Origin of the sequence: Streptomyces shaanxiensis (genome assembly GCF_039537145.1) — a bacterium.
Classification (GTDB): Bacteria; Actinomycetota; Actinomycetes; order Streptomycetales; family Streptomycetaceae; genus Streptomyces; species Streptomyces shaanxiensis.
In genome coordinates, this window is the sequence record NZ_BAAAZY010000001.1 from 383186 (window position 1) to 406225 (window position 23040).

Genomic DNA, 23040 nt, shown 5'->3' on the forward strand with positions numbered 1-23040 from the left:
CTCAGCCCCATTCACGGGGCGAGGCACAACGTCACTTGTTGATGCAGGTGTTGCCGAAGGCGGGGTTCAGCAGCCCGACCACCGAGATCGTGTTGCCGCAGACGTTCACGGGGACGTGAATCGGCGCCTGAACGACGTTGCCGGACAGGATGCCCGGGGAGTGCACCGCGGCACCCTGGGCACCGGCGTCGGCGACAGCGAGGCCCGCGCCCGCGAGAACCAGGCCACCAGTGGCAGCCGCAGCGGCGACGACCTTCTTGATCATTATTCCTCCTTGTTGGCAATGCGATCACAAGTAGCTGATCGCATCACCTGTAACGAGGAGGAACTAATAGGGCTACGACCTTATGAGCGCGTTCACTCTCCCCAGCCACGCCCAGCACGTCTGGTCGAATTCTGAAGTGTCGTTTCAGTGGTCCAATTCAGGACGCATCGATGAATCGGTCGAGGACCCGCACCCCGAATTGCAGCCCCTCCACCGGTACCCGCTCGTCGACACCGTGGAACATGCCCGCGAAGTCCAGCTCCGGCGGCAGCTTCAGCGGCGCGAAGCCGAAGCCCCGGATGCCCAGGTCGTCGAAGGACTTGGCGTCGGTCCCGCCGGAGAGCATGTAGGGGATCGCCTTGGCCGCCGGGTCCTCGGCCACCAGGGCGGACTGCATCGCCGCCACGAGCGCCCCGTCGAAGCCCGTCTCGACGGCCTTGTCGGCGTGCACGTCCTCGCGCCGCACGTTCGGCCCGAGGATCCGGTCGAGGTCGGCGAGGAACTCCTCCTCGAACCCGGGCAGGAAGCGGCCGTCGACGTGCGCGGTGGCCTCGCCCGGGATGACGTTGACCTTGTAGCCGGCGCCGAGCTGCGTGGGGTTGGCCGTGTTGCTGAGGGTCGCGCCGATGAGCTTGGCGATGCCGCCGAGCTTGGCGAGGGTGCCCTCCATGTTCTCCGGGTCGAGTTCGGTGCCGAGGGCGTCGCCGAGCTCGTCGAGGAAGGCCCGGGTGGTCTTGGTGACCCGCACCGGGAACTTGTGCCGGCCCAGCCGCGCGACGGCCTCCGACAGCTCGGTGATCGCGTTGTCGCGGTGAATCATCGACCCGTGCCCGGCCGTACCGGCCACGGTCAGCTTCATCCAGTGCATGCCCTTCTCGGCCGTCTGGATCAGATAGAGCCGCCGCTCCTCACTCACCGTGAAGGAGAATCCGCCCACCTCACTGATCGCCTCGGTGACGCCCTCGAAGAGGTCGGGGTGCTTGTCGACGAGGAACCGGGCGCCGTACTTGCCGCCGGCCTCCTCGTCGGCGAGGAAGGCGAGCACGATGTCGCGCGGCGGCCTGCGTCCGCTGCGCAGCCGGTCGCGTACGACCGCCAGGGTCATCGCGTCCATGTCCTTCATGTCGACGGCCCCGCGTCCCCACACACACCCGTCCGCGACCTCGCCGGAGAAGGGGTGGTGGGTCCAGTCGTCCGCGTTGGCCGGTACGACGTCGGTGTGCCCGTGGATGAGCAGCGCGGGCCGGGACGGGTCCTCTCCCTCGATCCGCGCCACGGTGGAGGCACGGCCCGGGTGCGACTCGAAGATCTTCGGTTCGAGGCCCACTTCGGCGAGCTTCTCGGCGACGTACTCGGCCGCCTTGCGCTCACCGGGACCCGAGTGGTCGCCGTAGTTGCTGGTGTCGATCTGGATCAGCTCGCGGCAGAGGTCCACGACCTCGTTCTCGCCGGTGACGCCCCTGGCCGTGTCCGTCTCGCTCACGCTGCTTCCTCCCGCGCTGTCACTGCTGGTGGTTCCCCTCATCCTCCCCCTCCGCCCGGCCCCGCCCAAGACCGGCCGCACCCCGTCACACACCGTTCACGCCACGACGGGGGGTGATCGGGGCACCCTCCGAAGCCTGGTAATGTTTCCTCTGTCGCCGCGAGGGAAACCCCGCACGACAGACACCTTGTCCGGGTGGCGGAATGGCAGACGCGCTAGCTTGAGGTGCTAGTGCCCTTTATCGGGCGTGGGGGTTCAAGTCCCCCCTCGGACACACGAAACAGCAGGGGCCGTGACCATGAGTCACGGCCCTTGTTCGTTGTGTGGGGGAAGTCTCGTTCCGTCGAAGATCACCAGGTCAGGGCCTGTCCCCCGTCTCCGCGCCACCCCGAAACGACTGCTCCGAGTGGCGGACCGAGAGGCGCGAACCTAGCGTCGTACTAAAATTTCCGGCTTGTTACGGAGTCGGGTCGGACAACCCCAGGCAGACCTGCGGGCCCGCCGACGCCCCGGAGCTTCCGGGATCGAGACGCGAGGACCGGATGGCAGCCATACACGAGAGCAGTGCTCTCGGCCTGCTCGACGAAGAGCTGAGCGCGGAGATCCATCAGCAGTTCGGTGACAGGGCACGCTTCTCCGGGGGCCCCGCGGCCTCCCCCCGCACGCTCGTCGACGTCTTCGAGGCGTCCGTGCGGTCGTATCCGGACGAGCCCGCCCTGGACGACGGCACGACGTGTCTGACCTACCGTGCGCTGGCCGTCGAGGTGGAGCGGCTGCGGCGCGGGCTGGCCGCGGCGGGGGTCGGACTCGGTGATCGGGTCGGGGTCAGGGTTCCGTCCGGCACCAATGACCTCTATGTCGCGATTCTTGCTGTGCTCGCGGCCGGTGCCGCCTATGTTCCCGTCGATGCCGAGGACCCGGACGAGCGGGCCGAGCTGGTGTTCGGGGAGGCGGACGTACGGGCCGTCGTGGGGGCCGGGCACGAGCTGGTCGTCAACGGCCGCAGCGATGTGCCCGCCGCGCGGCCCGGTGTCGAGCACGACGCGTGGATCATCTTCACGTCCGGCTCCACCGGGAAGCCGAAGGGCGTCGCCGTCTCGCACCGCAGTGCCGCCGCGTTCGTGGACGCCGAGGCCGCGCTGTTCCTCACCGAGGAGCCGATCGGGCCCGGCGACCGGGTCATGGCGGGGCTGTCGGTGGCGTTCGACGCGTCCTGCGAGGAGATGTGGCTGGCGTGGCGGTACGGGGCCTGTCTGGTGCCGGTGCCGCGTTCGCAGGTCAGGAGCGGGGCCGATCTGGGGCCCTGGCTGGTCGAGCAGGAGATCACGGTCGTGTCGACCGTGCCCACGCTGGCCGCGCTCTGGGAGCCCGAGACCCTCAACGACGTACGGCTGCTGATCTTCGGTGGTGAGGCCTGCCCGCCCGAGCTGGCGCAGCGGCTGGTGACCGAGGGGCGCGAGGTCTGGAACACGTACGGGCCGACCGAGGCGACCGTCGTCGCCTGTGCCTCGCTGATGGGCGGCGAGGAGCCGATCCGGATCGGGCTGCCGCTGGACGGCTGGGAGCTGGCCGTCGTCGACGAGGCCGGGGAGCCCGTGCCGATGGGCGGCAGCGGGCAGCTGGTGATCGGCGGGGTCGGGCTCGCGCGGTATCTCGATGCCGAGAAGGACGCGGCGAAGTACGCGCCGCTGGAGTCGCTGGGCTGGGAGCGGGCGTACCGCAGTGGTGACCTGGTCAAGGCGGAGCCCGAGGGGCTGATCTTCCTCGGGCGGGCCGACGAGCAGATCAAGCTCGGCGGGCGACGGATCGAGCTCGGCGAGGTGGATGCCGCGTTGCAGGCGCTGCCCGGTGTGGCCGGTGCGGCCGCCGCCGTGCGGACCTCTCGCAGCGGCAATCAGCTGCTCGTCGGGTACGTCGTCACCCAGGACGGCTGGGATCAGGCGGCGGCGGTCGAGAAACTGCGGGCGGAACTGCCCGCCGCGCTCGTGCCGCTGCTCGCGCCCGTCGACGAGCTGCCGACCCGGACGTCGGGCAAGGTGGACCGCAACGCGCTTCCCTGGCCGCTGGACGGGCTGGAGACCGGTGGGCCGGCCGAGCAGCTCTACGGCACCGAGGCGTGGCTCGCCGAGCAGTGGACCGAGGTGCTCGGCATCCCGGTCACCGGCGCCTCCGACGAGTTCTTCGCGATCGGCGGCAGCAGTCTGGCCGCCGCGCAGCTGACGACGCGACTGCGGACCCGCTATCCGAGCGCTGCCGTCCTGGACATCTACCAGCAGCCGGTGCTGCGCAAGCTGGCCCGGCTGCTGGAGGAGTCCGCGCACGACGACGGGGCGGAGAGGTTCGTCGAGCCGGTGCCCCGGCGTGCGCAGGTGATTCAGCTGCTGCTCCTCGTTCCGCTGTTCACGCTGCTGGGCCTGCGCTGGACGGTCGCGCTGGCCGCGCTCGGCAATCTGCTGCCCGCCTACGCGTGGCTGCCGACGGCACCCTGGTGGCTCGTCGCGGTCGGAGCCGTGGTGCTGTTCAGCCCGCCGGGGCGGCTCGCGTTGGCCGCCGGTGGCGCGCGGCTGCTGCTGAAGGGCGTGAAGCCCGGGCGGTACGCGCGCGGTGGCAGCGTGCATCTGCGGCTGTGGACGGCCGAGCGGCTCGCCGAGTTCAGCGGGGCGACCTCGCTGACCGGGGCGTGGCTGGAGCGGTACGCGCGGGCGCTGGGCGCCAAGGTCGGGCCGGACGTCGATCTGCACTCGCTGCCGCCGGTCACCGGGCTGCTGAAGCTGGGCCGGGGCGCGGCCGTGGAGTCCGAGGTCGACCTGTCCGGGTACTGGCTGGACGGTGACCGGCTGGAGATCGGCGCGATCAAGGTCGGCGCGCACGCGACCGTCGGCACCCGCAGCATGCTCTTCCCGGGCGCCCGCGTCGGCAAGCGGGCCGAGGTGGCCCCCGGCTCGGCGGTCACCGGGCAGGTCCCGACCGGCCAGCGCTGGGCCGGAGCGCCCGCCGTCAAGCTCGGCAAGGCCAAGCGCAACTGGCCCAAGGAGCGGCCGCGGCGCGGGACGTACTGGCGTGTGATGTACGGCCTCACCGGCTTCGCGCTGACCGCGCTTCCCGTGCTGGCGGGCGCGGCCGCGTTCCTCGTGGCCCAGGTGTTCTACACGCCGGACGCGCCCCTGACGGGCGCCGCGCTGGCCCTCGTACCGGCGACGCTCGCCTTCGGGCTGGCGTACGCCGTACTGCTGCTGATCTCCGTGCGGCTGCTGAGTCTGGGGCTGCGCGAGGGGACGTATCCGACGCACAGCCGTGTCGGCTGGCAGGCCTGGACCGTGACGCAGCTGATGGACCGCTCGCGCGAGACGCTGTTCCCGCTGTACGCCGGGCTGGTCACGCCGGTGTGGCTGCGGCTGCTCGGGATGCGGATCGGCAAGGGCGCCGAGGTGTCGACCGTGCTGGCGCTGCCCAGCCTGACCACGGTCGGCGAGGGCGCGTTCCTGGCCGACGACACGCTGACCGCGCCGTACGAGCTCGGCGGTGGCTGGATGCGGATCGGGCGGGCGGAGATCGGGCGGCGGGCCTTCCTCGGGAACTCGGGGATGACGGCGCCCGGGCGGACCGTGCCGGACGGCGGGCTGGTCGGCGTGCTGTCGGCGACGCCGAAGAACGCGAAGAAGGGCACGTCGTATCTGGGGCTGCCGCCGGTGAAGCTGCCGCGCGCCGCGGCCGACGGCGATCAGAGTCTGACGTACGATCCGCCGGCCCGGCTGCTGTGGGCGCGCGGGCTGGTGGAGCTGTGCCGGATCGTGCCGGTGTTCTGCTCGGCGGGGATCGCGGTGCTGACCGTGGCGGCGCTGTGTGTGCTGGGGGGCTGGGCGCCGGTGCTGTCCGGGCTGGTCCTGCTCGGAGCCGGGGCCGCGGCGGGGCTCGTGTCGATCGTCGCGAAGTGGCTGCTGGTGGGGCGGCATCACAGCGGGGAGCATCCGCTGTGGTCCTCCTTCGTGTGGCGCAACGAGCTGGCCGACACCTTCGTCGAGGTGCTCGCGGTGCCGTGGCTGGCGGGTTCGGTGCCCGGTACGCCGGTGATGACGGCGTGGCTGCGCGGTCTCGGCGCGCGGATCGGCAAGGGCGTGTGGGTCGACAGCTACTGGCTGCCGGAGACCGATCTGGTGACCCTGGAGGACTCGTCCACCGTGAACCGGGGCTGTGTGCTCCAGACCCACCTCTTCCACGACCGGATCTTGCGGACGGATACTGTGGTTCTCCGTGAGGGCGCGACGCTGGGTCCTGGCGGGATCGTTCTGCCCGGCAGCGCGATCGGGGCCCGTACGACGCTGGGTCCCGCGTCGCTCGTGATGGCGGCGGAGTCGGTCCCCGACGACACCCGCTGGCTCGGCAATCCGATCGAGGCATGGCGTCCCTGAGCGCGGCCCGCTCGGGGCCGGAGAACGGTGGGCCGGCACGGAGTGGCAGCGGTACGGCGCAGGGAGCACAGACAGCAGTGGCAGTTCAGCAGGCGGCGGGCGCGGACCCGTACTTCCCGGAGCACGGCGACTCCCGGTACCGGGTGCACCGGTACGAACTCGCGCTGGACTACCGCCCGGGCCCGAACCGGCTGTCGGGGACGGCCCGGATCAACGCGATCGCGGGGCGCTCGCCGCTCCCCGAGTTCGTGCTGAACCTGGCCGACTTCAAGATCGGGCGGGTCCGCATCGACGGACGGCAGCCGCACTACACGCACCGCGGCGGCAGGCTGCGCGTCCGCCCCGCCAAGCCGATCCGCGCCGGGGCGGCCTTCACGGTCGAGGTGCACTGGTCGGGCAACCCCAGGCCGGTGAACAGCCCCTGGGGCGGGCTCGGTTGGGAGGAGCTGGAGGACGGGGCGCTGGTGGCGAGCCAGCCGATCGGCGCGCCGTCCTGGTATCCGTGCAACGACCGACCCGCGGACAAGGCGTCGTACCAGATCTCGATCACCACGCCCTCGTCGTACGCGGTGGTGGCGGGCGGGCGCCTGCTGACGCGGACGACGAAGGCGTCCACGACCACCTGGGTGTACGAGCAGTCGGCGCCGACGTCCAGCTATCTGGTCGGGCTGTCGATCGGCAAGTACCAGACCGTGCTGCTGGGCGACCCGGGACTGGGCGGCGTACCGCAGCACGGGCACATTCCCGCGCATCTGCTCGGCGACTTCTCGCGGGACTTCGCCCGCCAGCCGCAGATGATGGAGGTCTTCCAGGAGCTGTTCGGCCCCTACCCGTTCGACGAGTACGCGGTCGTGGTGACCGAGGAGGAGCTCGATGTGCCCGTCGAGGCACAGGGGTTGTCGCTGTTCGGCGCCAACCACGTGGACGGGGCGCGCGGTTCGGAGCGGCTGGTCGCGCACGAGCTGGCGCACCAGTGGTTCGGCAACAGCGTGTCCATCGCGGACTGGCGGCACATCTGGCTGAACGAGGGATTCGCGAAGTACGCGGAGTGGTTGTGGTCGGAGCGGTCGGGTGGGCGTACGGCCCAGCAACTCGCCGCCGCCGCACACCGGTTGCTGTCGTCGCTGCCGCAGGATCTGCGGCTGGCGGATCCGGGGCGCAAGTCGATGTTCGACGACCGGCTGTACGAGCGTGGCGGGTTGGTCCTGCACGCAGTGCGCTGCGCGCTGGGCGACATCGCCTTCTTCCGGATGCTGCGCGGTTGGGGGCAGCTGAACCGCAACGGCACGGTGACGACCAAGGCGTTCGCCGGACACGTGGCCCGCTTCACGAGCGAGCCGGTGGACGAGCTGTTCGAGGCGTGGGTGTACGGGGCGGCGCTGCCGCCCTTGCCCGGGGCGCAGACGCGAGCGGCCGTCTAGAGCGGGCTACTCCGAGGTCCACTTCATCATCCAGCCATCGTTGAGCGCGGAGATCACCCGCTCGCAGCCGGCGACGAAGGCGTCCTCGGCGGCCGGGTCGGCGCGGTCGCCGGACTCGCCGCGTCGCTCGACGGCGTCCGCCAGGTCGTCGGCAGTGGCGGCGAACTGAGCCTGCTGATAGGCGTAGTTGGCGGTCATGCCGTGCGCGCTGACCGCGGCGCCCGCGGTGGTGGCGACGGCCACCCAGGCGGCCGCGTGCTCCACACCGAACGCACCGGCCAGGGCGCCCAGCAGGACCCCGGCGGTGCCCAGCGCGAGTTCGATCCGGCGGACCAGCGCGAGGCGACGGCCCATCGTGCGGGCCCGGGCCAGGTAGTAGCCGCTGATCTGGGGGCGCAGGCAGTGCTCGACGTACGTGTCGACGTCCGACACGGCGGGGAGCCGTCGTGCGACCGGAGTGATGCCGACGGTACGCGGGATGAGGTGGGCCGCGTCCTCCCGCAGGGCCTTCAGGCGTTGCTGCAGAACGCGGCGGGCGTCGGGCCCGCGGTACGGCGTCACTCCAGCCAGCCACATGTGTATCTCGCTCTTCATGGCCTCGCTGGTCACCCGCAGTCCGGTCCAGTCGCGCACGGCCGCGGGTCCCGCGTGCCGGGCGAGGAGCGGTACCAGGCCGGTGGTGGCCGCGGCGGCGAAGGCCAGCGCCTTGCCGAGCGTCGCGTGGGCGGCCATCGTCTGGGACGCGGCCGTGCCGAGAGCGGCGGCCGTGAGCCCAAGGACCAGGCTCCATGTGCGGGACCGCTCGATGGTGGCCTTCGCCCGGCCGGCCGCCTGGGACCAGACGCTCTGCTGGTCCCAGGCCCGTCGGGCCACGGCGTCCGCCGCCCGCTCGGTCGCCATGTCAGTACCTCGCGGCGGGAGCGTCGGCCGGGGCACCGGCTCCGGACGGCAGATTCGGGCACGTGCGTTCGTAGCGGCGGCCCGGTACGTACTGCTGCCACTCCGCCGCGGTGAGGTTGCGGTTGACCAGTCGGCAGCCGTACTCCACCCAGGACGTGAAGCCCCGCTCCCAGACGCGGGCGGTGTCGTCGGCGCCGGCGGAGGCGATCGACCGACCGCCGGGACCGAAGGCGACGGCGTAGATCTCGCCCCGATGGCCGGTGAGGACGAGTCCGGCAGGCCGGCCCGTGCGCACCTGCCACGTCCGTACGGTGCCGTCGTCCCCGGCGCCGGCGACGAGACGCCCGTCGGGGCTGAAGGCGACGTCCTCGACGCCGGCGGTGAACCCGGTGAGGGGTGCGCCGCGCTGCCGGCGGGCCGCGACGTCCCACACGCGCACGGTGTGGTCGAGGCTCGCGGTCGCGAGCAGCCTTCCGTCCCGGCTGAACGCCACTTCCTGCACGGCGTTCGTGTGTCCCTTGAGCGGCTTTCCGACGCGCCTGCGCCGGTCGACGTCCCACAACAGCACGGTCTGGTCGTCGCTCACAGTTGCCAGCAGTCGCCCGTCGGGGCTGAACGCGACGCCGTTCACCAGTTCGCCGTGTCCGTCCGGCAGGGCGCCCAGGGCCCGGCCGCCGTCCACCGACCACAGCCGTACCTCGGCGTCCCCGTCGGCCGCGGCCAGCAGTCTGCCGTCGGGGCTGAACGCCACGTCCTGGACACCGCCGTGGGAGCCGGTCAGCGTCCGCAGCGGCCGCGGCGGGTCGGTGCGCAGGTCCCACAGGCGTACGGCGTCCTCCTCGCCGTCGGGGGCGAAGTTGCCGCCGTCGGGGCTGAACACCGCCCGGTACACCGCCCCGTCGTGGCCGCGCAGCACCCGGGTGGCGGGCGTGCCCGGGCCGAGGCGCCACAGGCGGGCGGTCCCGTCCTGCCCCGCGGTGGCAAGGAGCCGGCCGTCGGGGGCGAAGTCGACGCCGTTGACGTCGCCGTCGTGGCCGACGAGCGGCCTGCTGACCGAGTGGGTCCGGGCGACCTGCCAGAGCCGGGCCGTGCGGTCCCAGCTGGTCGTGACGAGCCGCTTGCCGTCGGCGCTGAACACGACCTGGTTGACGAGGTTGGTGTGCCCGACCAGCGGCAGGCCCTGCTGCTCCCCGGTGCGCGCGTCGTACAGTCGGGCCGCCCCGTCGTCGCCCGCGGTGGCGAGCAGGCTGCCGTCCGGGCTGAAGGCGACCGACCAGATGTCACGGCCATGGGCGTCGACGTTCCAGTCCCGGGGCTTCCCCGTGGCGACGTCCCACACGCGGGCCGTACCGTCGGCGCCGGCGGTGGCGATGCTCCGTCCGTCGGGGCTGTACACCACCCGTCGCAGCCAGTCGCTGTGGCCCTTGAACGTCCGCACCTCGCGCGGCGCGCCGGGCCCCAGGCTCCACAGACGTGCGGTCATGTCCCAACTGGAGGTGGCGAGTTGACGGCCGTTGGGGCTGAAGGCGACGCCGGTGACGGCGTCCTGGTGGCCCTTCACGACGGTGCGCAGACGCGATCGCCGTACGTCCCAGAGGCGAACGGTGCCGTCGAGGCTCGCGGTGGCCAGAGTGCGGCCGGCCGGGTCGAAGGCCAGGTCGTGCACCATTTCGGTGTGTCCCCGGAGCACCGCGGTCTGCCTTCGTGTCGCCGCGTCCCACAGCCGGACGGTGCCGTCCATGGCGCCTGCCGCGAGCAACCTGCCCGCGGGGTCGAACTCCACCTCGGTCACCGCCGCCTGATGTCCGGCCAGGGGCTTGCCGACGGGCGCACCGGTCGTCGCGTTCCACAGGCGTACGGTCCGGTCCCAGCCGCAGGTGGCGAGCAGCCGCCCGTCCGGGCTGAAGGCCGCGCTCTGGACCTGGTCGGGATGGGCGAGCAGGGTCGACGGGTGTGTGATCCGGGAGAGTCCGGTGATCAGCCCGGACGGCGGCTGCGGCTCCGGGTGGTCTCCGTGGGCCACGCTGAGGCTCTGCAGGCCCACCAGGACCGCCACGTCCGGGCGGCTCCCGGCCAGGCGGTCCGACTCCGCGCCGAGTCTGCCCGCGAGGGCCAGCCGGGCACGGGACTGGGCGCGTGCGTTGCTGACGTAGGCGAGCCCGGTGGCGAGCACGGTCAGGACCAGCAGCAGGCTCAGTCCGGCGGCGAGTCCGCGCAGGCGTCGGTTGGAGCGCCTCGCCGCGTCGAGTTCGCTCCTGGCCTGGGCGCGGCTCGCGGCTAGGAACTGCCGTTCCGCCGGGCCGAGTTCGCCGGGGTGCCGGCCGGCCCAGTCCTCGAAGGCCTCGAGCCTGGCCCCGCGCAGGAGGTAGGCCCGGTCCTGTTCGCCGCGCTCCCAGTCGGCGGCCAGCCGCTCCAGGTCGGAACGCAGTCGCAGCAGGTTCCTGGACTCCTCGATGCGCTCACGCAGCGGCTCCCACTGGCGCAGCAGGGCTTCGTGGGCGACCTCGACCGTGGTGCCCGTGCCGGCCTCGCCGGTGCGCACGAGCAGCCGGGCCTCGACGAAGGCGTCGGCCACGCGCCGTTCGTCCGCGCCCAGTTCGGCGTACGCCACCCGTCGGCCGGTGGGCGGCCGGTCGCCCTCCACCGCGGCGAACTTCAGGAGGGTCGGCAGCACACCGCCACCCACGCCGCGCACCTGCAGTTCCGCACGGATCCGGTCGGCCCGGCCGCGCAACGCGCCCACGACCCCGTCGAGTTGCTCGTAGTGGGCGCGGGTGACGGTGCCCGTGGCGGCGGCGCGCAGATAGAGCTCGCGCAGGGTGTAGGCCAGGAGGGGCAGGGCGTCGCCCCCCGCGGTCTCGTTCACCATGCGGGTGACGAGACCCGCTTCGAAGGTCAACGCGGCCTGCTGGGCGGGGCGTTCGATGACCTCCGGCAGCCGGTCCGGGCCGATCGACTGGATCAGCACGGAATCGTCGATGGCGTCGGCGAGTCCCGCGCGCTCCGGGCTCGTGGTCAGGAACTCCGACCGCACCGTGGCCAGCACCCACAGAGGGCTGTCCGGGCCGAGCCCGGCACGCAGGAGCCCCAGGAAGGAGCGCTGTTCCGCGACGCCGGTCAGGCCGACCAGTTCCTCCGCCTGGTCGACGACCACGAGGACCATGCGGGACTCGCCGTCCACCCTTGGGGAGCGGGCGAGCCGGGCCGCGAGCCGGACGAGGCCCGCCGAGCCGTCGGCGAGGGCCCGCCGCAGTTCGTCGTACGTCTGCGGGTCTCCCTGGTCGGCGAAGGCGCGTTCCAGGGCCGAAACCAGATTGGCCGTGGGTTGCCTGCCGGGCCGAAAGGGCGGCAGCACCACCCATCGGTGCCGTTGGCGCAGCAGCCGGGGCAGGACGCCCGCGCGCAGCAGCGAGGACTTGCCGCTGCCCGAGGGGCCGACGACGGCCACGAACCGGCCGCCGTCGTACCGCATCACGGGGTCCAGTGCCTCGAGGAGCCGCTCGATGTCGCGGTCGCGCCCGAAGAACACCGCCGCGTCCTGCGTCGAGAACGGTTCGAGCCCCGGATAGGGCGGTCGGACCGGGTCCCGGGCGAAGGAGCCCTCGGAGGTGATGCCGGCGAGCCGCAGTCCCTCGAGGATCCGGCCGTAGGCCCGTTCGCCGTCCCGCAGGTCCACCCATTGGACATCGCCCAGGATGCCGGGGCGGGGCGCGTCGTCGAGCCGTACGGGAACGACCGGCCGCTTGGCCCGTCGCGCGTGGGTCAGCTCGGCGAAGCACCAGTGCGACTCCCGTGACGCCGCGCTCGCCAGGTAGATCACCGCGTCGGCCCGGTGCAGCTGCGTGTAGAGCTCCGCCTCCCAGCGCTGCCCGGCGGGAATACCCGCATTGGGGTCGACATCGAGGAACAGGCTCTCGAACCCGACCGACTTGAGCCAGTCGGCGACGCGCTGGGCCACGGCTCGGTCCCGGCTGCTGTGGCTGATGAAGAGGTGGGGCATCTTCAGGGCGTCGGGGTGGGCGACGGCGGGTAGTCGATGCGCTGCAGGTACCACTTCTCGCCCTGGTCCGAGGTGGCGAGGTTGGTGTTCTTCAGCGGCACCTTGTAGGTCGTGCCCCGCTCCTTGTAGGCGCACCGGTAGTTCTCGATGGTCCTGGCGGCGTCGTCGGGCAGCACCTCGCAGGAGAAACGCTTGGGCGCGGCAAGGTACTTCCAGCCCTCGTCCTCCCACCAGTATCCCGAGTTGCCTCCCCGGGTCAGCAATTGACTGAAGAGGATCGCCGTACCGCCGGGTCCTGCCGAGCAGACCCAATCCTCGACCACAATTCGGTCGACTTTCTCCAGATACGAACAGGAGAATTTCCGCGGGTGTTCGTAGTCGCCCGCGAAGGCGGCCAGCGAAATGTTCTTCTTTGGCTTCTTCCGTTTCGCGAAGGCGTCCGTGGCGCCCGCCAGCACCAGAGCGCCGATGAGCGCCACCACCAGTAACGCGATCAGGGCACGCCCTCGCGTCCAGGCATGATTGATTAACAACGGCATTCCTTTCGGGCAGAAAAGAGTGAGGTTCCAGAATTCGACTTCGCGTGCGAATCAAGGATGCATGCAAGTCGAATGGAACAATTCGGGGGAGCCGAGGCTACTCGTCCAGCATATTCTGCGTCAACCCGGAATTAACGTTCTCAATTACGGGACGGGAGTGACGCATAATGGTGTCCATGTCTCGCCGCACCTCGCGTTCCCAGCAGCGCCCCACGAACACCGCCTGCCCTTGCGGGCTCCCGCAGCCGTACGACGACTGCTGCGGCCGCTGCCACACCGGGAGCGCCGCCGCGCCGACCGCCGAGGCGCTCATGCGGTCGCGGTACAGCGCGTTCGTCAAGGGAGATGTGGCGTACCTGCTGCGGACCTGGCATCCGCGGACGCGGCCCGCGCGGCTGGATCTCGATCCGGGGATGCGGTGGACCGGGCTGGAGATCCTGGGGACGACGGACGGGTCGGCGTTCCATGCCACCGGGACCGTGACCTTCCGGGCCTCGTTCCGGGGCGGGTCGCTGCATGAGCGGAGCCGGTTCGAGCGGGTCGACGGGGCGTGGGTGTACGTCGACGGGGAGTTCCTGGAGTGATCGCCTAGGTCGGGTTCCTGCGTCCCGGCGGGAACTCGTTGCCGTCGCGGTCGGAGACCGTGGCGAAGAAGGACGTCGCCCAGATGGTCAGGCAGTCGGGCTCGTGGACCGTCTCGAACGGGTGGTCGTTCCATGTGCCGTACGAGGTGACGTACACGGTCTCCCCGGGCTCGAGCCAGTAGTCCTGACCGAAGGGCTCCAGCCACAGTTACAACGGCCTTGCGCCGCCGTTCTGCACCAGCATCGGCACCGGGTTGCCCAGGCGCCTGATGGCCTCGAAGCCGAAATCCCCGGCCTCGGGCATGTTCACCTTCAGCGGCTGCATGATCCGGTCGAGGCCCAGGCGTCGGCGCGCTTCGGTCATGGCGCCAGGATGTCCAGTTCCTGGAGCGCGCCCACCGTGATCTCGCGGGTGAGGTGTTCCGCCCGGGCCGCGTCGCCCGCGCGGACCGCCTCCGCGACCTGGACGTGGAGGGTGACCGCGGCCGGGTCGGGGTCCTCGAACATGACCTCGTGGTGGGTGCGGCCCGCGAGGACCTCGGCGACGACGTCGCCGAGGCGGGCGAACATCTCGTTGCCGGAGGCGTTCAGGATCGCGCGGTGGAAGGCGACGTCGTGGACGAGGTAGCCCGCGAGCTGGTGGCCGCGGGAGTGGGCGACCATGCCGAGGGCGCACTCGGTGAGTTCGGCGCACTGCTCGGCGGTGGCGTTCTTGGCGGCCAGGGCGGCCGCCGCCGGCTCGATCGCCGAGCGCAGCACGGTCAGTGAGCGCAGCTGCTGGGGGCGGTCGGCGCCGGCCAGTCGCCAGCGGATGACCTGGGGGTCGTAGACGTTCCACTCGGACTTGGGGCGGACCGTCACGCCCACGCGGCGGCGGGACTCGACCAGGTGCATGGACTCCAGGACCCGGACCGCCTCGCGCATCACCGAGCGCGACACGTCGAAGCGCTGCGCCAGTTCGTCGGTGCGCAGGACGCTGCCCGGCGGGTACTCGCCCGCGGTGATCGCGGGGCCGAGGGTTTCCAGTACATGGCCGTGCAGACCCCGGCCCGGAGTGGTCATGTACTCAGCGTACGGGGTGGATCACGGTCTCAAAAAGTCAGACTTATTCATCACAGGGTCTTGAATTCGTCGTACCTAATGGGTTTCAGTGGCGTCGACATCACGTGTCGACGAGGACATTCAGACAGTGAGGCAGCGATGAGTACCCCCCATGTCGTCGTGGTCATGGGCGTCGCGGGCACCGGGAAGACCACCATCGGTCCCCTGCTCGCGGCCCGGCTCGGCGTTCCGTACGCCGAGGGCGACGACTTCCACCCGCCGGCCAACATCGCCAAGATGTCGGCCGGTACCCCGCTCGGCGACGACGACAGGTGGCCCTGGCTCGATGCCATCGGCACCTGGGCGCACGGGCGGGCCGGGCTCGGCGGGGTGGTCAGCTGCTCGGCGCTGAAGCGGTCGTACCGGGACCGGCTGCGGGCCGCCGCGCCCGACCTGGTGTTCGTGCACCTCGCGGGCGACCGCGCGCTCATCGAGGACCGGATGTCGCACCGGCAGGGGCACTTCATGCCCACGGCGCTCCTCGACTCCCAGTTCGCCACGCTCCAGCCGCTCCAGGCGGACGAGGCCGGAGTCGTCGTGGACGTGTCCGGCAGCCCCGAGGAGATCACCGAACGGGCCGTGTCGGCCCTGACGGCGCTCCCCGAGCCGACCCCCTAACCCCCCGCACTCCTCCTCCACCCCCGTATCTGCAAGGGAATCCACCCCCGTGACCAGACTCAGCGTCGAGATGCTGGCAGCGGACACCGTCGAGCCCATCACCTCGGCCGGCCACGCTCAGCTGGGCATCGCCGTCCTGGCGGGCATCGCCGTCATCGTCCTGCTCATCACCCAGTTCAAGCTGCACGCCTTCCTGTCCCTGACCCTCGGGTCACTGGCACTCGGCGCGATCGCCGGGGCGCCGCTCGACAAGGCGATCGCCAGTTTCACCACCGGGCTCGGCACCACCGTCGCCGGCGTGGGCGTGCTCATCGCCCTGGGCGCGATCCTCGGCAAGATGCTCGCCGACTCCGGCGGCGCCGACCAGATCGTCGACACGATCCTCGCCAAGGCGGGCGGCCGTTCGATGCCGTGGGCGATGGTGCTGATCGCCTCGGTGATCGGTCTGCCCCTGTTCTTCGAGGTCGGCGTCGTCCTGCTGATCCCGGTCGTCCTGATGGTCGCCAAGCGCGGCAACTACTCGCTGATGCGCATCGGCATCCCCGCTCTCGCCGGCCTGTCCGTGATGCACGGACTGGTCCCGCCGCACCCCGGCCCGCTGGTCGCGATCGACGCGGTGGGGGCCAACCTGGGCGTGACGCTGGCGCTGGGCGTCCTCGTCGCCATACCGACGGTGATCATCGCCGGTCCGCTGTTCTCCCGGTACGCGGCCCGCTGGGTGGACGTCCCGGCCCCGGACCGCATGATCCCCCAGCGCGCTTCGGAGGATCTGGACAAGCGTCCCGGCTTCGGCGCCACGCTGGCGACCATCCTGCTGCCGGTCGTCCTGATGCTCTCCAAGGCGCTGGTCGACATCGTGATCGACGACCCCGAGAACACCGTGCAGCGCGTGTTCGACGTCATCGGCTCGCCGCTGATCGCGCTGCTCGCCTCCGTGCTCGTGGGCATCTTCACCCTGCTCAGGCCGGCCGGGTTCAGCAAGGAGCGCGTCTCGCCGCTGGTCGAGAAGAGCCTCGCGCCCATCGCGGGCATCCTGCTGATCGTCGGCGCGGGCGGTGGCTTCAAGCAGACACTGATCGACACCGGCGTGGGCCAGATGGTCCTCGACATCTCCGAGGACTGGTCGATCCCGGCGCTGCTGCTGGCCTGGCTGATCGCGGTGGCGATCCGGCTCGCCACCGGTTCGGCGACGGTGGCGACGGTCTCGGCCGCGGGGCTGGTGGCCCCGCTGGCCGCCGACATGTCGACGACCCACGCGGCCCTGCTGGTCCTCGCCATCGGCGCCGGCTCGCTCTTCTTCAGCCATGTCAACGACGCCGGGTTCTGGCTGGTCAAGGAGTACTTCGGCCTGAACGTCGGCCAGACCATCAAGACCTGGTCCGTCATGGAGACGATCATCTCGGTGGTCGCCGGCGGTGTGGTCCTCCTGCTCTCGCTGATCATTTAGGGGCACGACGATGACGACTCACCCTCTCTTCGACATCAGCGGCCGCACGGCCCTGGTCACCGGCTCCAGCCGGGGCATCGGACTGGCCCTGGCCCGAGGCCTCGCGCAGGCCGGCTGCACGGTGGTCCTCAACGGACGGGACGGCGAACGGCTCACCAAGGCCGCCGCCGAACTGGGCGCCGCCGAGCTGTCCGGGAACGTCCACACGGCCGTGTTCGACGTGACCGACGGCGCCTCGGTGGCCGCCGGGATCGCGGACGTCGAGGAGCGGGTGGGCCCGCTCGACATCCTGGTCAACAACGCGGGCATGCAACTGCGCGCCCCGCTCCTGGAGTTCACCGACTCCGACTGGCACCGCATCCTGGACACCAACCTGACCAGTGCCTTCCTGGTCGGCCGGGAGGCGGCCCGGCGGATGACGGAACGCGGCCACGGGAAGATCGTCAACATCTGCTCGCTGCAGAGCGAGGTGGTCCGCCCCGGTATCGCGCCCTACGCCGCCACCAAGGGCGCGCTGAAGATGCTCACCAAGGGCATGTGCGCGGACTGGGGGCCGTACGGCGTCCAGGTCAACGGCCTGGGCCCCGGCTACATCGAGACCGAGCTCACCCAAGCCCTCGTCCAGGACGAGGAGTTCAGCGCGTGGGTGCGGCGACGCACCCCGGCCGGGCGCTGGGGCCGCACGGAGGACCTGGTGGGCGGGGTGCTGTTCCTCGCCTCCCCTGCCGCGGACTTCATCAGCGGGCAGGTGCTGTACGTCGACGGCGGCATGACGAGCGTGCTGTGAAGGAGGCTTCGGCGATGCTTGGTTGTGTGATCCACGGGCAGGGCGACCTGCGGGTCGACGAGCTGCCGGTACCGGCGCCCGGCCCCGGGCAGGCCCTGGTGGCGGTGCGCTACGGCGGGGTCTGCGGCTCCGATCTGCACTACTGGCGGCACGGCGGGGTCGGGGACTTCCGGCTCAAGGAGCCGATGCTGCTCGGGCACGAGGTGGTCGGGACCGTCGTCTCGTACGGCGACGGGGCGTCAGGGCCGGTTCCCGGTACGGCTGTCGCGGTGCACCCGGCCACGCCCTGCGGGGTGTGCCCCGAGTGCGCGGACGGGCGGCGCAACGTCTGCCGGGACACCCGCTACCTCGGCAGCGCGGCCCGCTTCCCGCATGTGCAGGGCGGGTTCGCGGCCCAAGTGACCGTACCCGCAGACCAGTTGAGGTCGCTGCCGGCCGGGCTCGAGCTGCGGCGGGCGGCGCTCGCCGAGCCGTTGTCCGTCGCGCTGCACGCGGTGCGGCGGGCCGGGGAGGTGGCCGGGAGGCATGTTCTCGTCACCGGTGCCGGACCCATCGGGTGTCTGGTGGTCGCGGCGGCGAAGGCGGCCGGGGCGGCACGCGTGACGGTGACGGACCTGCTGCCGACGGCCCTGGAGTATGCGCGGATCGCGGGCGCCGACAGCCTCGTACGGGCCGACGATCCGGACGATGCCGGGTGGCCCGCCGAGGTGGACGTGGCGATCGAGGCGTCCGGGGTCGCGGCGGGGCTGGACACGTGTCTGCGGCTCGTGCGGCGCGGGGGTGTCGTGGTGCAGCTCGGGATACTGCCGCCGGGGCAGAGCCCGTTCGCGGGGAACCTCGTCGTGAGCCGGGAGATCGAGCTGCGCGGGGCGTTCCGCTTCGACACGGAGTTCGACGACGCGCTGGAACTGCTCGCCGCCGAGGCGTCGTTCGACGGGCTGGTCAGCGCGGTGGTGCCGGTGCGGGAGGCCGAGTCGGCGTTCGCGCTGGCGGCGGACCGGAGCACGTCGTGCAAGGTGCTGCTGGACTTCGAAGGCTGAGTGCCTGCGAACAGCCGCTGTTCCGCCGGGATTCCGGTTCGCCGGGTCGCGGTTCCCGTGTGCCCGAACTCGCACTGACCGTCCCATGAAGCGGCTTCCCCGAGGGGGCCGCGAGCCCGATGATGAAGGGGTCCCCGGCGACTGCCGCAGTCGCCGGGGCCGGAACATCGGGGGGCGTCATGGCGGTTTCCCTCGGGACGCGTGTCTCGGGGCTGCTCGTCGCAGGGGCGGTGGCGGTGGCCGCCGCGGCCATCACCAGTGACGGGGGTGGCTCGGCGGACGGCAGGGGCGGCGGAGGCACCGTCGTCACCGCAGGGCCCTCCGACGGCACCCGGAGTCTGCCGACCGGACCGTCGGCCGGCTCCGCTCCTGCGGTACGGCCGTCGCCCGACGGCCACATCGGCGCACCCGCGCTCACCGGCACGCCCCGCGCCTCCCAGCGCGAGAGGGCGAGCGCGAGCCCGGCCCCCGCTCCCCCTTCTCCCAGCCCCACCATGAGCCAAAAGCTCCTCGAAGCCCCCGCCTGGCTCCCGCCCGGCCCCGACTCGCCGAACCTCGACGGCACTCCCGACCCGTCGAGCGTGTACGACCTGCTCCGCACCCCCACCGAGTGCCGGAACGCCTTGGAGGCGCTGCCCGGAACCTCCGGCGCCGCGGAATGGACGGTGCTGCGAGGGCTGGCCACCGCCTGCCTGGCCGTGCAGGGCGAGGGCGGCAACTGGGCACAGGCGGGCCGGGACCATGCCGCGTCGGCGGGCAGGGCCGACACCTGCAAGGGCCGTGCCGCGTACGCCGTCCTGGGCGGGCTGCTCGACTTCCATCGGCGGCATCCCGGCGCCAGTGTGCGACTGAAGCCCACCGCGAGCGGCGCGCCCGCGGCCTGCGGTTACCGGATCGCCGGGGTGGACACGGGCGGGGACGGGGAGGCTCGGCCGGGTGAGACGATCGGCATCGAGTTGGCGGAGGCGTACTTCGACCCTGCCGAGCTGCAGCGGGATGTCGGTGTGCTCATCGGTGGGCAGCAGGTGCCCGTACTGGTCGACCGTCGTCCGGTGCTGTCCGTCGTCGTACCGGTCCTGCAGCCGGGCCCCGTCGACGTGGCCGTCCGGCACGCCGGCACCGAGGTTCGCATGCCGGCGGCGTTCACGGTCACCGCTCCGGAGGTGGTACAGGAGCCGAGCACACTCATCACGGCACCCCCTCGGAGCATTTCGTCATGGCCGCCACAGGCGATGTTCCCGCTCGGCCCACTCCCGGCTCACCTCACCGGTCCGCATCCCCCGGCGCGCCTCCGGATCCCCTAGCGCCATCCCGATGTGGCCGGCGAGGACGATTCCGATGGTGAGCGCCAGCCAGTCGTGGACGAAGGTCGCGCTGGTGCGCCACACCAGAGGCGTGAGATGGGTGAACCACATCACCAGCCCGGTGCCGAGCATCACCAGCGTCGCGCCGGCGATCCAGGCCGCGTAGAGCTTCTGCCCGGCGTTGAACTTGCCCGCCGGACGGGACGCGTGCCGCTTGTCGCGGCGCAGGGCGGCACGCAGCCAGCGGCGGTCGTGCGGGCCGAAGCGGTTGAGAAAGCCCAGGTCGGCGCGGAACGCACGGGAGACGAGCCCGGCCAGCACGGGCACGGGCAGGGCGAGACCGGCCCACTCGTGGACACGGACCACCAACTCGCGGCGGCCGACGAGTTCGGCGAGCTGCGGGACGTACAGACAGGCCGCCGTCACCACGCACACGCCCATCAGCGCGGCCGTCGTGCGGTGCACCCAGCGCGTGGCCGGGCCGAAGCGCCGCACGCTCGTCGTCCGGCCGGGGGTGTCAACTCGTAGGCTCATCGTCGCGTCCGTTCGAACGGCCGACCCAGGCGTCGACGTCGTAGCCGCGTTCCTCCCAGTACCCGGGCTGCACGTCCTCGGTGACGGTGATACCGGAGAGCCACTTGGCCGATTTGTAGAAGTACATGGGCGCCACGTAGAGGCGGGCCGGGCCGCCGTGGGCGTGACTCAGGTCCTTGTCCTGCATGCGCAGGGCGACCAGGACGTCGGCCCGGCGGGCCTGGTCGAGAGTGAGGCTCTCGGTGTACGTGCCGTCGAAGCAGGTGAAGCGCACCGCCCCGGCCCCTTGGCGCACTCCCGCCGCGTCGAGCAGCCGGGACAGGCGCACCCCTTCGAACGGCGTGCCGGGTACCCGCCATCCGGTGACACATTGCACGTCGCGCACCAACCGGTTCTGCGGCAGGGCGCGCAGTTCGGCCAGGGTGTAGGTCCGGGGGTGCTCGACCAGGCCGTCGACCGTGAGGCGGTAGGTGGTGGCGTTCTTGCGGGGTACGGAGGAGGCGACCGAGTAGTAGCGGAAGCCGCCGCCGTTGGGGAGCAGGCCGGTCAGGCCCGTGGGGTCCTTGTCGGAGGCGCTCGCGAGGAAGGACTCCAGGCCGCGTTGCAGGGTGGGCGCGGTGACCACGCCGAGGGCGCCCAGGCCGAGGGTGCCGAGGAGGACGCGGCGGCCGATGGGCTTGCCCTTCGCCTCGCCCTGTTCCCGGTCCTGTTCCTCGATCTGTGCCTCGACCTGTGCCTCGACCTGTTCCTCGTCCTCTGCTTCGGGCTGTTCGGGGTTCACGTATTCATTCGAACACCCGCGACCCCGGCGGGACCAGGGATCGCGGATGCTCGTCGGGGTTCCGTAAGGACTTCTTAGGCGGCACTGGGCCGCGCCCGCTACGACTCCCGCGCTACGACACCTGCGCTACGACACCTGCGCTACGACACCTGCGCTACGACTCCTCCGTCGCAGCCTTCTCCAGCTGGAACGCCTCGTTGCCGAGCCCGATGCGGGCATGCCGCTCGGGGGCGCGGGAGCGCAGCAGCAGGCCCTGGACCAGGCCTACGGCCAGGGCGAGGGCGATGACGGCGGGCAGCGCCCAGCTCAGCGACGAGTCCGGGCCCGCCCCGATCAGGGCGTCGAAGTCCTTGACGGTGTAGACGACGATGAAGAGCAGCGCGAGGACGGAGAGCCCGGAGGCGGCCAGCCGCCAGAACTGGGCGGCGACGGCCCCGCGGCGGACGAAGAAGACGATGACCGAGACCGAGGCGGCGGCCATCAGAGCGGCGACGCCGAGCGCGCCGAGGCTGCCCATCCAGGTGAACAGGTGCAGGACCGGCGCGGTCGGGTCGCCGGTCGGCCTGTCGTCGGCGAACGCGAACGCGGCGACGACCACGAGCGAGATCCCGGTCTGCAGCAGCGAGCCCGTGCCGGGGGCGCCGCTCGCGCCGCTGGTGCGGCCGAAGGCGCCGGGCAGCAGGCCCTCTCGGCCCATGGCGAAGGCGTAGCGGGCGACGACGTTGTGGAAGCTGAGCATCGCCGCGAACATGCCGGTCACGAACAGGACGTGCAGAACGTCCGTGAAGCCGGTGCCGAGCAGGTCCTCGGTGAGGAAGAACAGCAGACCTGCGCTCTGCTCCTGCGATGTGCCGACGATGGCGGAGGGGCCTGCGGCGACGGTGTACGCCCAGCAGCTGATCGTGTAGAAGACGGCGATGCCGCCGACGGCCAGGAACATCACGCGCGGCACGAGGACGTGCGGGCGGCTGGTCTCCTCGGCGTAGACGGGCGCCTGCTCGAAGCCGAGGAAGGCGGCGACGCAGAAGCACAGGGCGGTGCCTATACCTGCGCCGGTGAGCGTGTCCGGGTTGAAGGCGTGCAGCGACAGGCCTTCCTTACCCGGGTCGGCGATCGCGGCGACGTCGAAGATGACCACGAGGGCGACCTCGATGACCAGCAGAACGCCGAGCACGCGCGCGTTGAGGTCGATCTTCAGCCAGCCGAGGGCACCGACGACGAGCACGGCCGCCAGCGCCGGTATCCACCAGGCGACCTCCACTTCGAGGTAGGTGGCGAACAGGCCGGAGACCTCGAAGCCGAAGATTCCGTAGATGCCGACCTGGAGCGCGTTGTAGGCGACGAGTGCGACCATCGCGGCGCCGGCGCCGGCCGTGCCGCCGAGGCCGCGGGAGATGTACGCGTAGAAGGCGCCGGCGTTGTGGACATGCCGGCTCATCTCGGCGTACCCGACGCTGAAGAGGGCGAGGACGAGGCCGAGAATCACGAAGAGCAGCGGCTGTCCGAGGACGCCCATCACCCCGAAAGTCGTGGGCATGACACCTGCGACCACCATCAGGGGTGCGGTCGCGGCAAGCACGGACAGCAGCAGGCCCGCCGTACCGAGCCGGTCGGCGCGCAGGGCGCGGTCCTGTCCCTTGAACGTACTGATGCCGCCGCCGTCCGCGGTGGCTCTGCTCGTGCTGGAACTGCCCGTCTTCATTGGAGGACCGTCCTTCGTCGGGTTGGGGGCGCTGGGGGTGTGGGGCGGGGTGGGTGTCGGGGCCGGGTCGGTTTCGTTGCGTCGGTGCGGTTGCGTCGCGACGATGCCGTCGCATCGAGCTGGTG

The 23040-nt window shown here is 71.6% G+C and carries 19 protein-coding genes and 1 tRNA gene; 9 read left to right on the forward strand and 11 right to left on the reverse strand.

The genetic code is table 11. The features are described from left to right. Positions 1-31: 31 nt before the first annotated feature. Together chpH and ABD932_RS01745 are read right to left on the reverse strand one after the other, a co-directional pair. The gene (chpH, locus tag ABD932_RS01740) at positions 32-265 is read right to left on the reverse strand and encodes a chaplin ChpH (protein WP_345008260.1); all 234 of its coding nucleotides are present in this window, start codon (positions 263-265) and stop codon (positions 32-34) included. A 157-nt stretch (positions 266-422) separates the two neighbouring features. Next, a complete protein-coding gene (locus tag ABD932_RS01745; RefSeq protein ID WP_345008261.1) occupies positions 423-1748 on the reverse strand; it encodes a M20/M25/M40 family metallo-hydrolase in 1326 nt (441 codons plus the stop codon). Between the two features lie 189 nt (positions 1749-1937). On the opposite strand from ABD932_RS01745, the gene ABD932_RS01750 reads away from it, so the two are divergent. The 3 genes from ABD932_RS01750 (at position 1938) to ABD932_RS01760 (ending at position 7578) form a co-directional block, all read left to right on the forward strand. Further along, positions 1938-2022: transfer RNA gene (locus tag ABD932_RS01750), tRNA-Leu, on the forward strand. Between the two features lie 268 nt (positions 2023-2290). Beyond that, the gene (locus ABD932_RS01755; protein WP_345008262.1) at positions 2291-6157 is read left to right on the forward strand and encodes a Pls/PosA family non-ribosomal peptide synthetase; all 3867 of its coding nucleotides are present in this window, start codon (positions 2291-2293) and stop codon (positions 6155-6157) included. 77 nt (positions 6158-6234) lie between these two features. Next, a complete protein-coding gene (locus tag ABD932_RS01760) occupies positions 6235-7578 on the forward strand; it encodes a M1 family metallopeptidase (RefSeq protein WP_345008263.1) in 1344 nt (447 codons plus the stop codon). A gap of 6 nt (positions 7579-7584) precedes the next feature. Here ABD932_RS01760 and ABD932_RS01765 read toward each other — a convergent pair whose 3' ends face one another. The 3 genes from ABD932_RS01765 to ABD932_RS01775 are packed head-to-tail and all read right to left on the reverse strand — an operon-like array spanning position 7585 to position 13011. Then, positions 7585-8478, reverse strand: a complete 894-nt coding sequence (locus ABD932_RS01765; RefSeq protein ID WP_345008264.1) for a DUF4231 domain-containing protein — start codon at positions 8476-8478, stop codon at positions 7585-7587. A gap of 1 nt (position 8479) precedes the next feature. Further along, on the reverse strand, positions 8480-12478 hold the full coding sequence (locus tag ABD932_RS01770; protein ID WP_345008265.1) for an nSTAND1 domain-containing NTPase: 3999 nt from the start codon (positions 12476-12478) through the stop codon (positions 8480-8482). A 2-nt stretch (positions 12479-12480) separates the two neighbouring features. Continuing rightward, the gene (locus ABD932_RS01775) at positions 12481-13011 is read right to left on the reverse strand and encodes a hypothetical protein (RefSeq protein ID WP_345008266.1); all 531 of its coding nucleotides are present in this window, start codon (positions 13009-13011) and stop codon (positions 12481-12483) included. Positions 13012-13193: 182 nt separating this feature from the next. On the opposite strand from ABD932_RS01775, the gene ABD932_RS01780 reads away from it, so the two are divergent. Beyond that, on the forward strand, positions 13194-13601 hold the full coding sequence (locus ABD932_RS01780; protein ID WP_345008267.1) for a YchJ family protein: 408 nt from the start codon (positions 13194-13196) through the stop codon (positions 13599-13601). A 4-nt stretch (positions 13602-13605) separates the two neighbouring features. Here the strand turns inward: ABD932_RS01780 and ABD932_RS01785 are convergent, their stop codons facing one another. Genes ABD932_RS01785 through ABD932_RS01795 form a run of 3 tightly spaced genes read right to left on the reverse strand, consistent with a single transcriptional unit; the run spans position 13606 to position 14663 of the window. Beyond that, the gene (locus ABD932_RS01785; RefSeq protein WP_345008268.1) at positions 13606-13758 is read right to left on the reverse strand and encodes a hypothetical protein; all 153 of its coding nucleotides are present in this window, start codon (positions 13756-13758) and stop codon (positions 13606-13608) included. Between the two features lie 51 nt (positions 13759-13809). Next, positions 13810-13965: a hypothetical protein gene (locus tag ABD932_RS01790; protein ID WP_345008269.1), complete on the reverse strand. Its 156-nt coding sequence runs from the start codon at positions 13963-13965 to the stop codon at positions 13810-13812. Continuing rightward, complete coding sequence (locus tag ABD932_RS01795) at positions 13962-14663, reverse strand: FadR/GntR family transcriptional regulator (protein WP_345008270.1); 702 nt, start codon at positions 14661-14663, stop codon at positions 13962-13964. Before ABD932_RS01795 ends, ABD932_RS01790 begins: the two co-directional genes overlap by 4 nt. 138 nt (positions 14664-14801) lie before the next feature. Between ABD932_RS01795 and ABD932_RS01800 the strand changes: the two genes are divergently transcribed. The 5 genes from ABD932_RS01800 (at position 14802) to ABD932_RS01820 (ending at position 19898) form a co-directional block, all read left to right on the forward strand. Further along, the gene (locus ABD932_RS01800) at positions 14802-15320 is read left to right on the forward strand and encodes a gluconokinase (protein WP_345008271.1); all 519 of its coding nucleotides are present in this window, start codon (positions 14802-14804) and stop codon (positions 15318-15320) included. A 49-nt stretch (positions 15321-15369) separates the two neighbouring features. Then, a complete protein-coding gene (locus tag ABD932_RS01805) occupies positions 15370-16767 on the forward strand; it encodes a GntP family permease (RefSeq protein ID WP_345008272.1) in 1398 nt (465 codons plus the stop codon). A 10-nt stretch (positions 16768-16777) separates the two neighbouring features. Continuing rightward, positions 16778-17554, forward strand: a complete 777-nt coding sequence (locus ABD932_RS01810) for a glucose 1-dehydrogenase (RefSeq protein ID WP_345008273.1) — start codon at positions 16778-16780, stop codon at positions 17552-17554. A gap of 14 nt (positions 17555-17568) precedes the next feature. Beyond that, on the forward strand, positions 17569-18594 hold the full coding sequence (locus tag ABD932_RS01815) for an L-idonate 5-dehydrogenase (RefSeq protein ID WP_345008274.1): 1026 nt from the start codon (positions 17569-17571) through the stop codon (positions 18592-18594). A gap of 179 nt (positions 18595-18773) precedes the next feature. Further along, on the forward strand, positions 18774-19898 hold the full coding sequence (locus tag ABD932_RS01820) for a hypothetical protein (protein ID WP_345008275.1): 1125 nt from the start codon (positions 18774-18776) through the stop codon (positions 19896-19898). Here ABD932_RS01820 and ABD932_RS01825 read toward each other — a convergent pair. The 3 genes from ABD932_RS01825 to ABD932_RS01835 form a co-directional block, all read right to left on the reverse strand. After that, on the reverse strand, positions 19809-20432 hold the full coding sequence (locus ABD932_RS01825) for a cytochrome b/b6 domain-containing protein (RefSeq protein WP_345008276.1): 624 nt from the start codon (positions 20430-20432) through the stop codon (positions 19809-19811). The two genes, ABD932_RS01820 and ABD932_RS01825, sit on opposite strands and share 90 nt — an antisense overlap. Next, on the reverse strand, positions 20416-21150 hold the full coding sequence (locus ABD932_RS01830; RefSeq protein ID WP_345008337.1) for a molybdopterin-dependent oxidoreductase: 735 nt from the start codon (positions 21148-21150) through the stop codon (positions 20416-20418). Before ABD932_RS01830 ends, ABD932_RS01825 begins: the two co-directional genes overlap by 17 nt. Before the next feature lie 217 nt (positions 21151-21367). After that, the gene (locus tag ABD932_RS01835) at positions 21368-22915 is read right to left on the reverse strand and encodes an APC family permease (protein WP_345008277.1); all 1548 of its coding nucleotides are present in this window, start codon (positions 22913-22915) and stop codon (positions 21368-21370) included. Positions 22916-23040 lie beyond the last annotated feature (125 nt).

Excerpts from the sequence above, each read along its gene's own strand:
- chpH (WP_345008260.1), bottom strand. The coding sequence starts at position 265 with ATGATCAAGAAGGTCGTCGCCGCTGCGGCTGCCACTGGTGGCCTGGTT.
- ABD932_RS01755 (WP_345008262.1), top strand. The coding sequence starts at position 2,291 with ATGGCAGCCATACACGAGAGCAGTGCTCTCGGCCTGCTCGACGAAGAG.
- ABD932_RS01765 (WP_345008264.1), bottom strand. The coding sequence starts at position 8,478 with ATGGCGACCGAGCGGGCGGCGGACGCCGTGGCCCGACGGGCCTGGGAC.
- ABD932_RS01770 (WP_345008265.1), bottom strand. The coding sequence starts at position 12,478 with ATGCCCCACCTCTTCATCAGCCACAGCAGCCGGGACCGAGCCGTGGCC.
- ABD932_RS01780 (WP_345008267.1), top strand. The coding sequence starts at position 13,194 with ATGTCTCGCCGCACCTCGCGTTCCCAGCAGCGCCCCACGAACACCGCC.
- ABD932_RS01790 (WP_345008269.1), bottom strand. The coding sequence starts at position 13,965 with ATGACCGAAGCGCGCCGACGCCTGGGCCTCGACCGGATCATGCAGCCG.
- ABD932_RS01795 (WP_345008270.1), bottom strand. The coding sequence starts at position 14,663 with ATGACCACTCCGGGCCGGGGTCTGCACGGCCATGTACTGGAAACCCTC.
- ABD932_RS01800 (WP_345008271.1), top strand. The coding sequence starts at position 14,802 with ATGAGTACCCCCCATGTCGTCGTGGTCATGGGCGTCGCGGGCACCGGG.
- ABD932_RS01810 (WP_345008273.1), top strand. The coding sequence starts at position 16,778 with ATGACGACTCACCCTCTCTTCGACATCAGCGGCCGCACGGCCCTGGTC.
- ABD932_RS01815 (WP_345008274.1), top strand. The coding sequence starts at position 17,569 with ATGCTTGGTTGTGTGATCCACGGGCAGGGCGACCTGCGGGTCGACGAG.
- ABD932_RS01820 (WP_345008275.1), top strand. The coding sequence starts at position 18,774 with ATGGCGGTTTCCCTCGGGACGCGTGTCTCGGGGCTGCTCGTCGCAGGG.
- ABD932_RS01825 (WP_345008276.1), bottom strand. The coding sequence starts at position 20,432 with ATGAGCCTACGAGTTGACACCCCCGGCCGGACGACGAGCGTGCGGCGC.
- ABD932_RS01835 (WP_345008277.1), bottom strand. The coding sequence starts at position 22,915 with ATGAAGACGGGCAGTTCCAGCACGAGCAGAGCCACCGCGGACGGCGGC.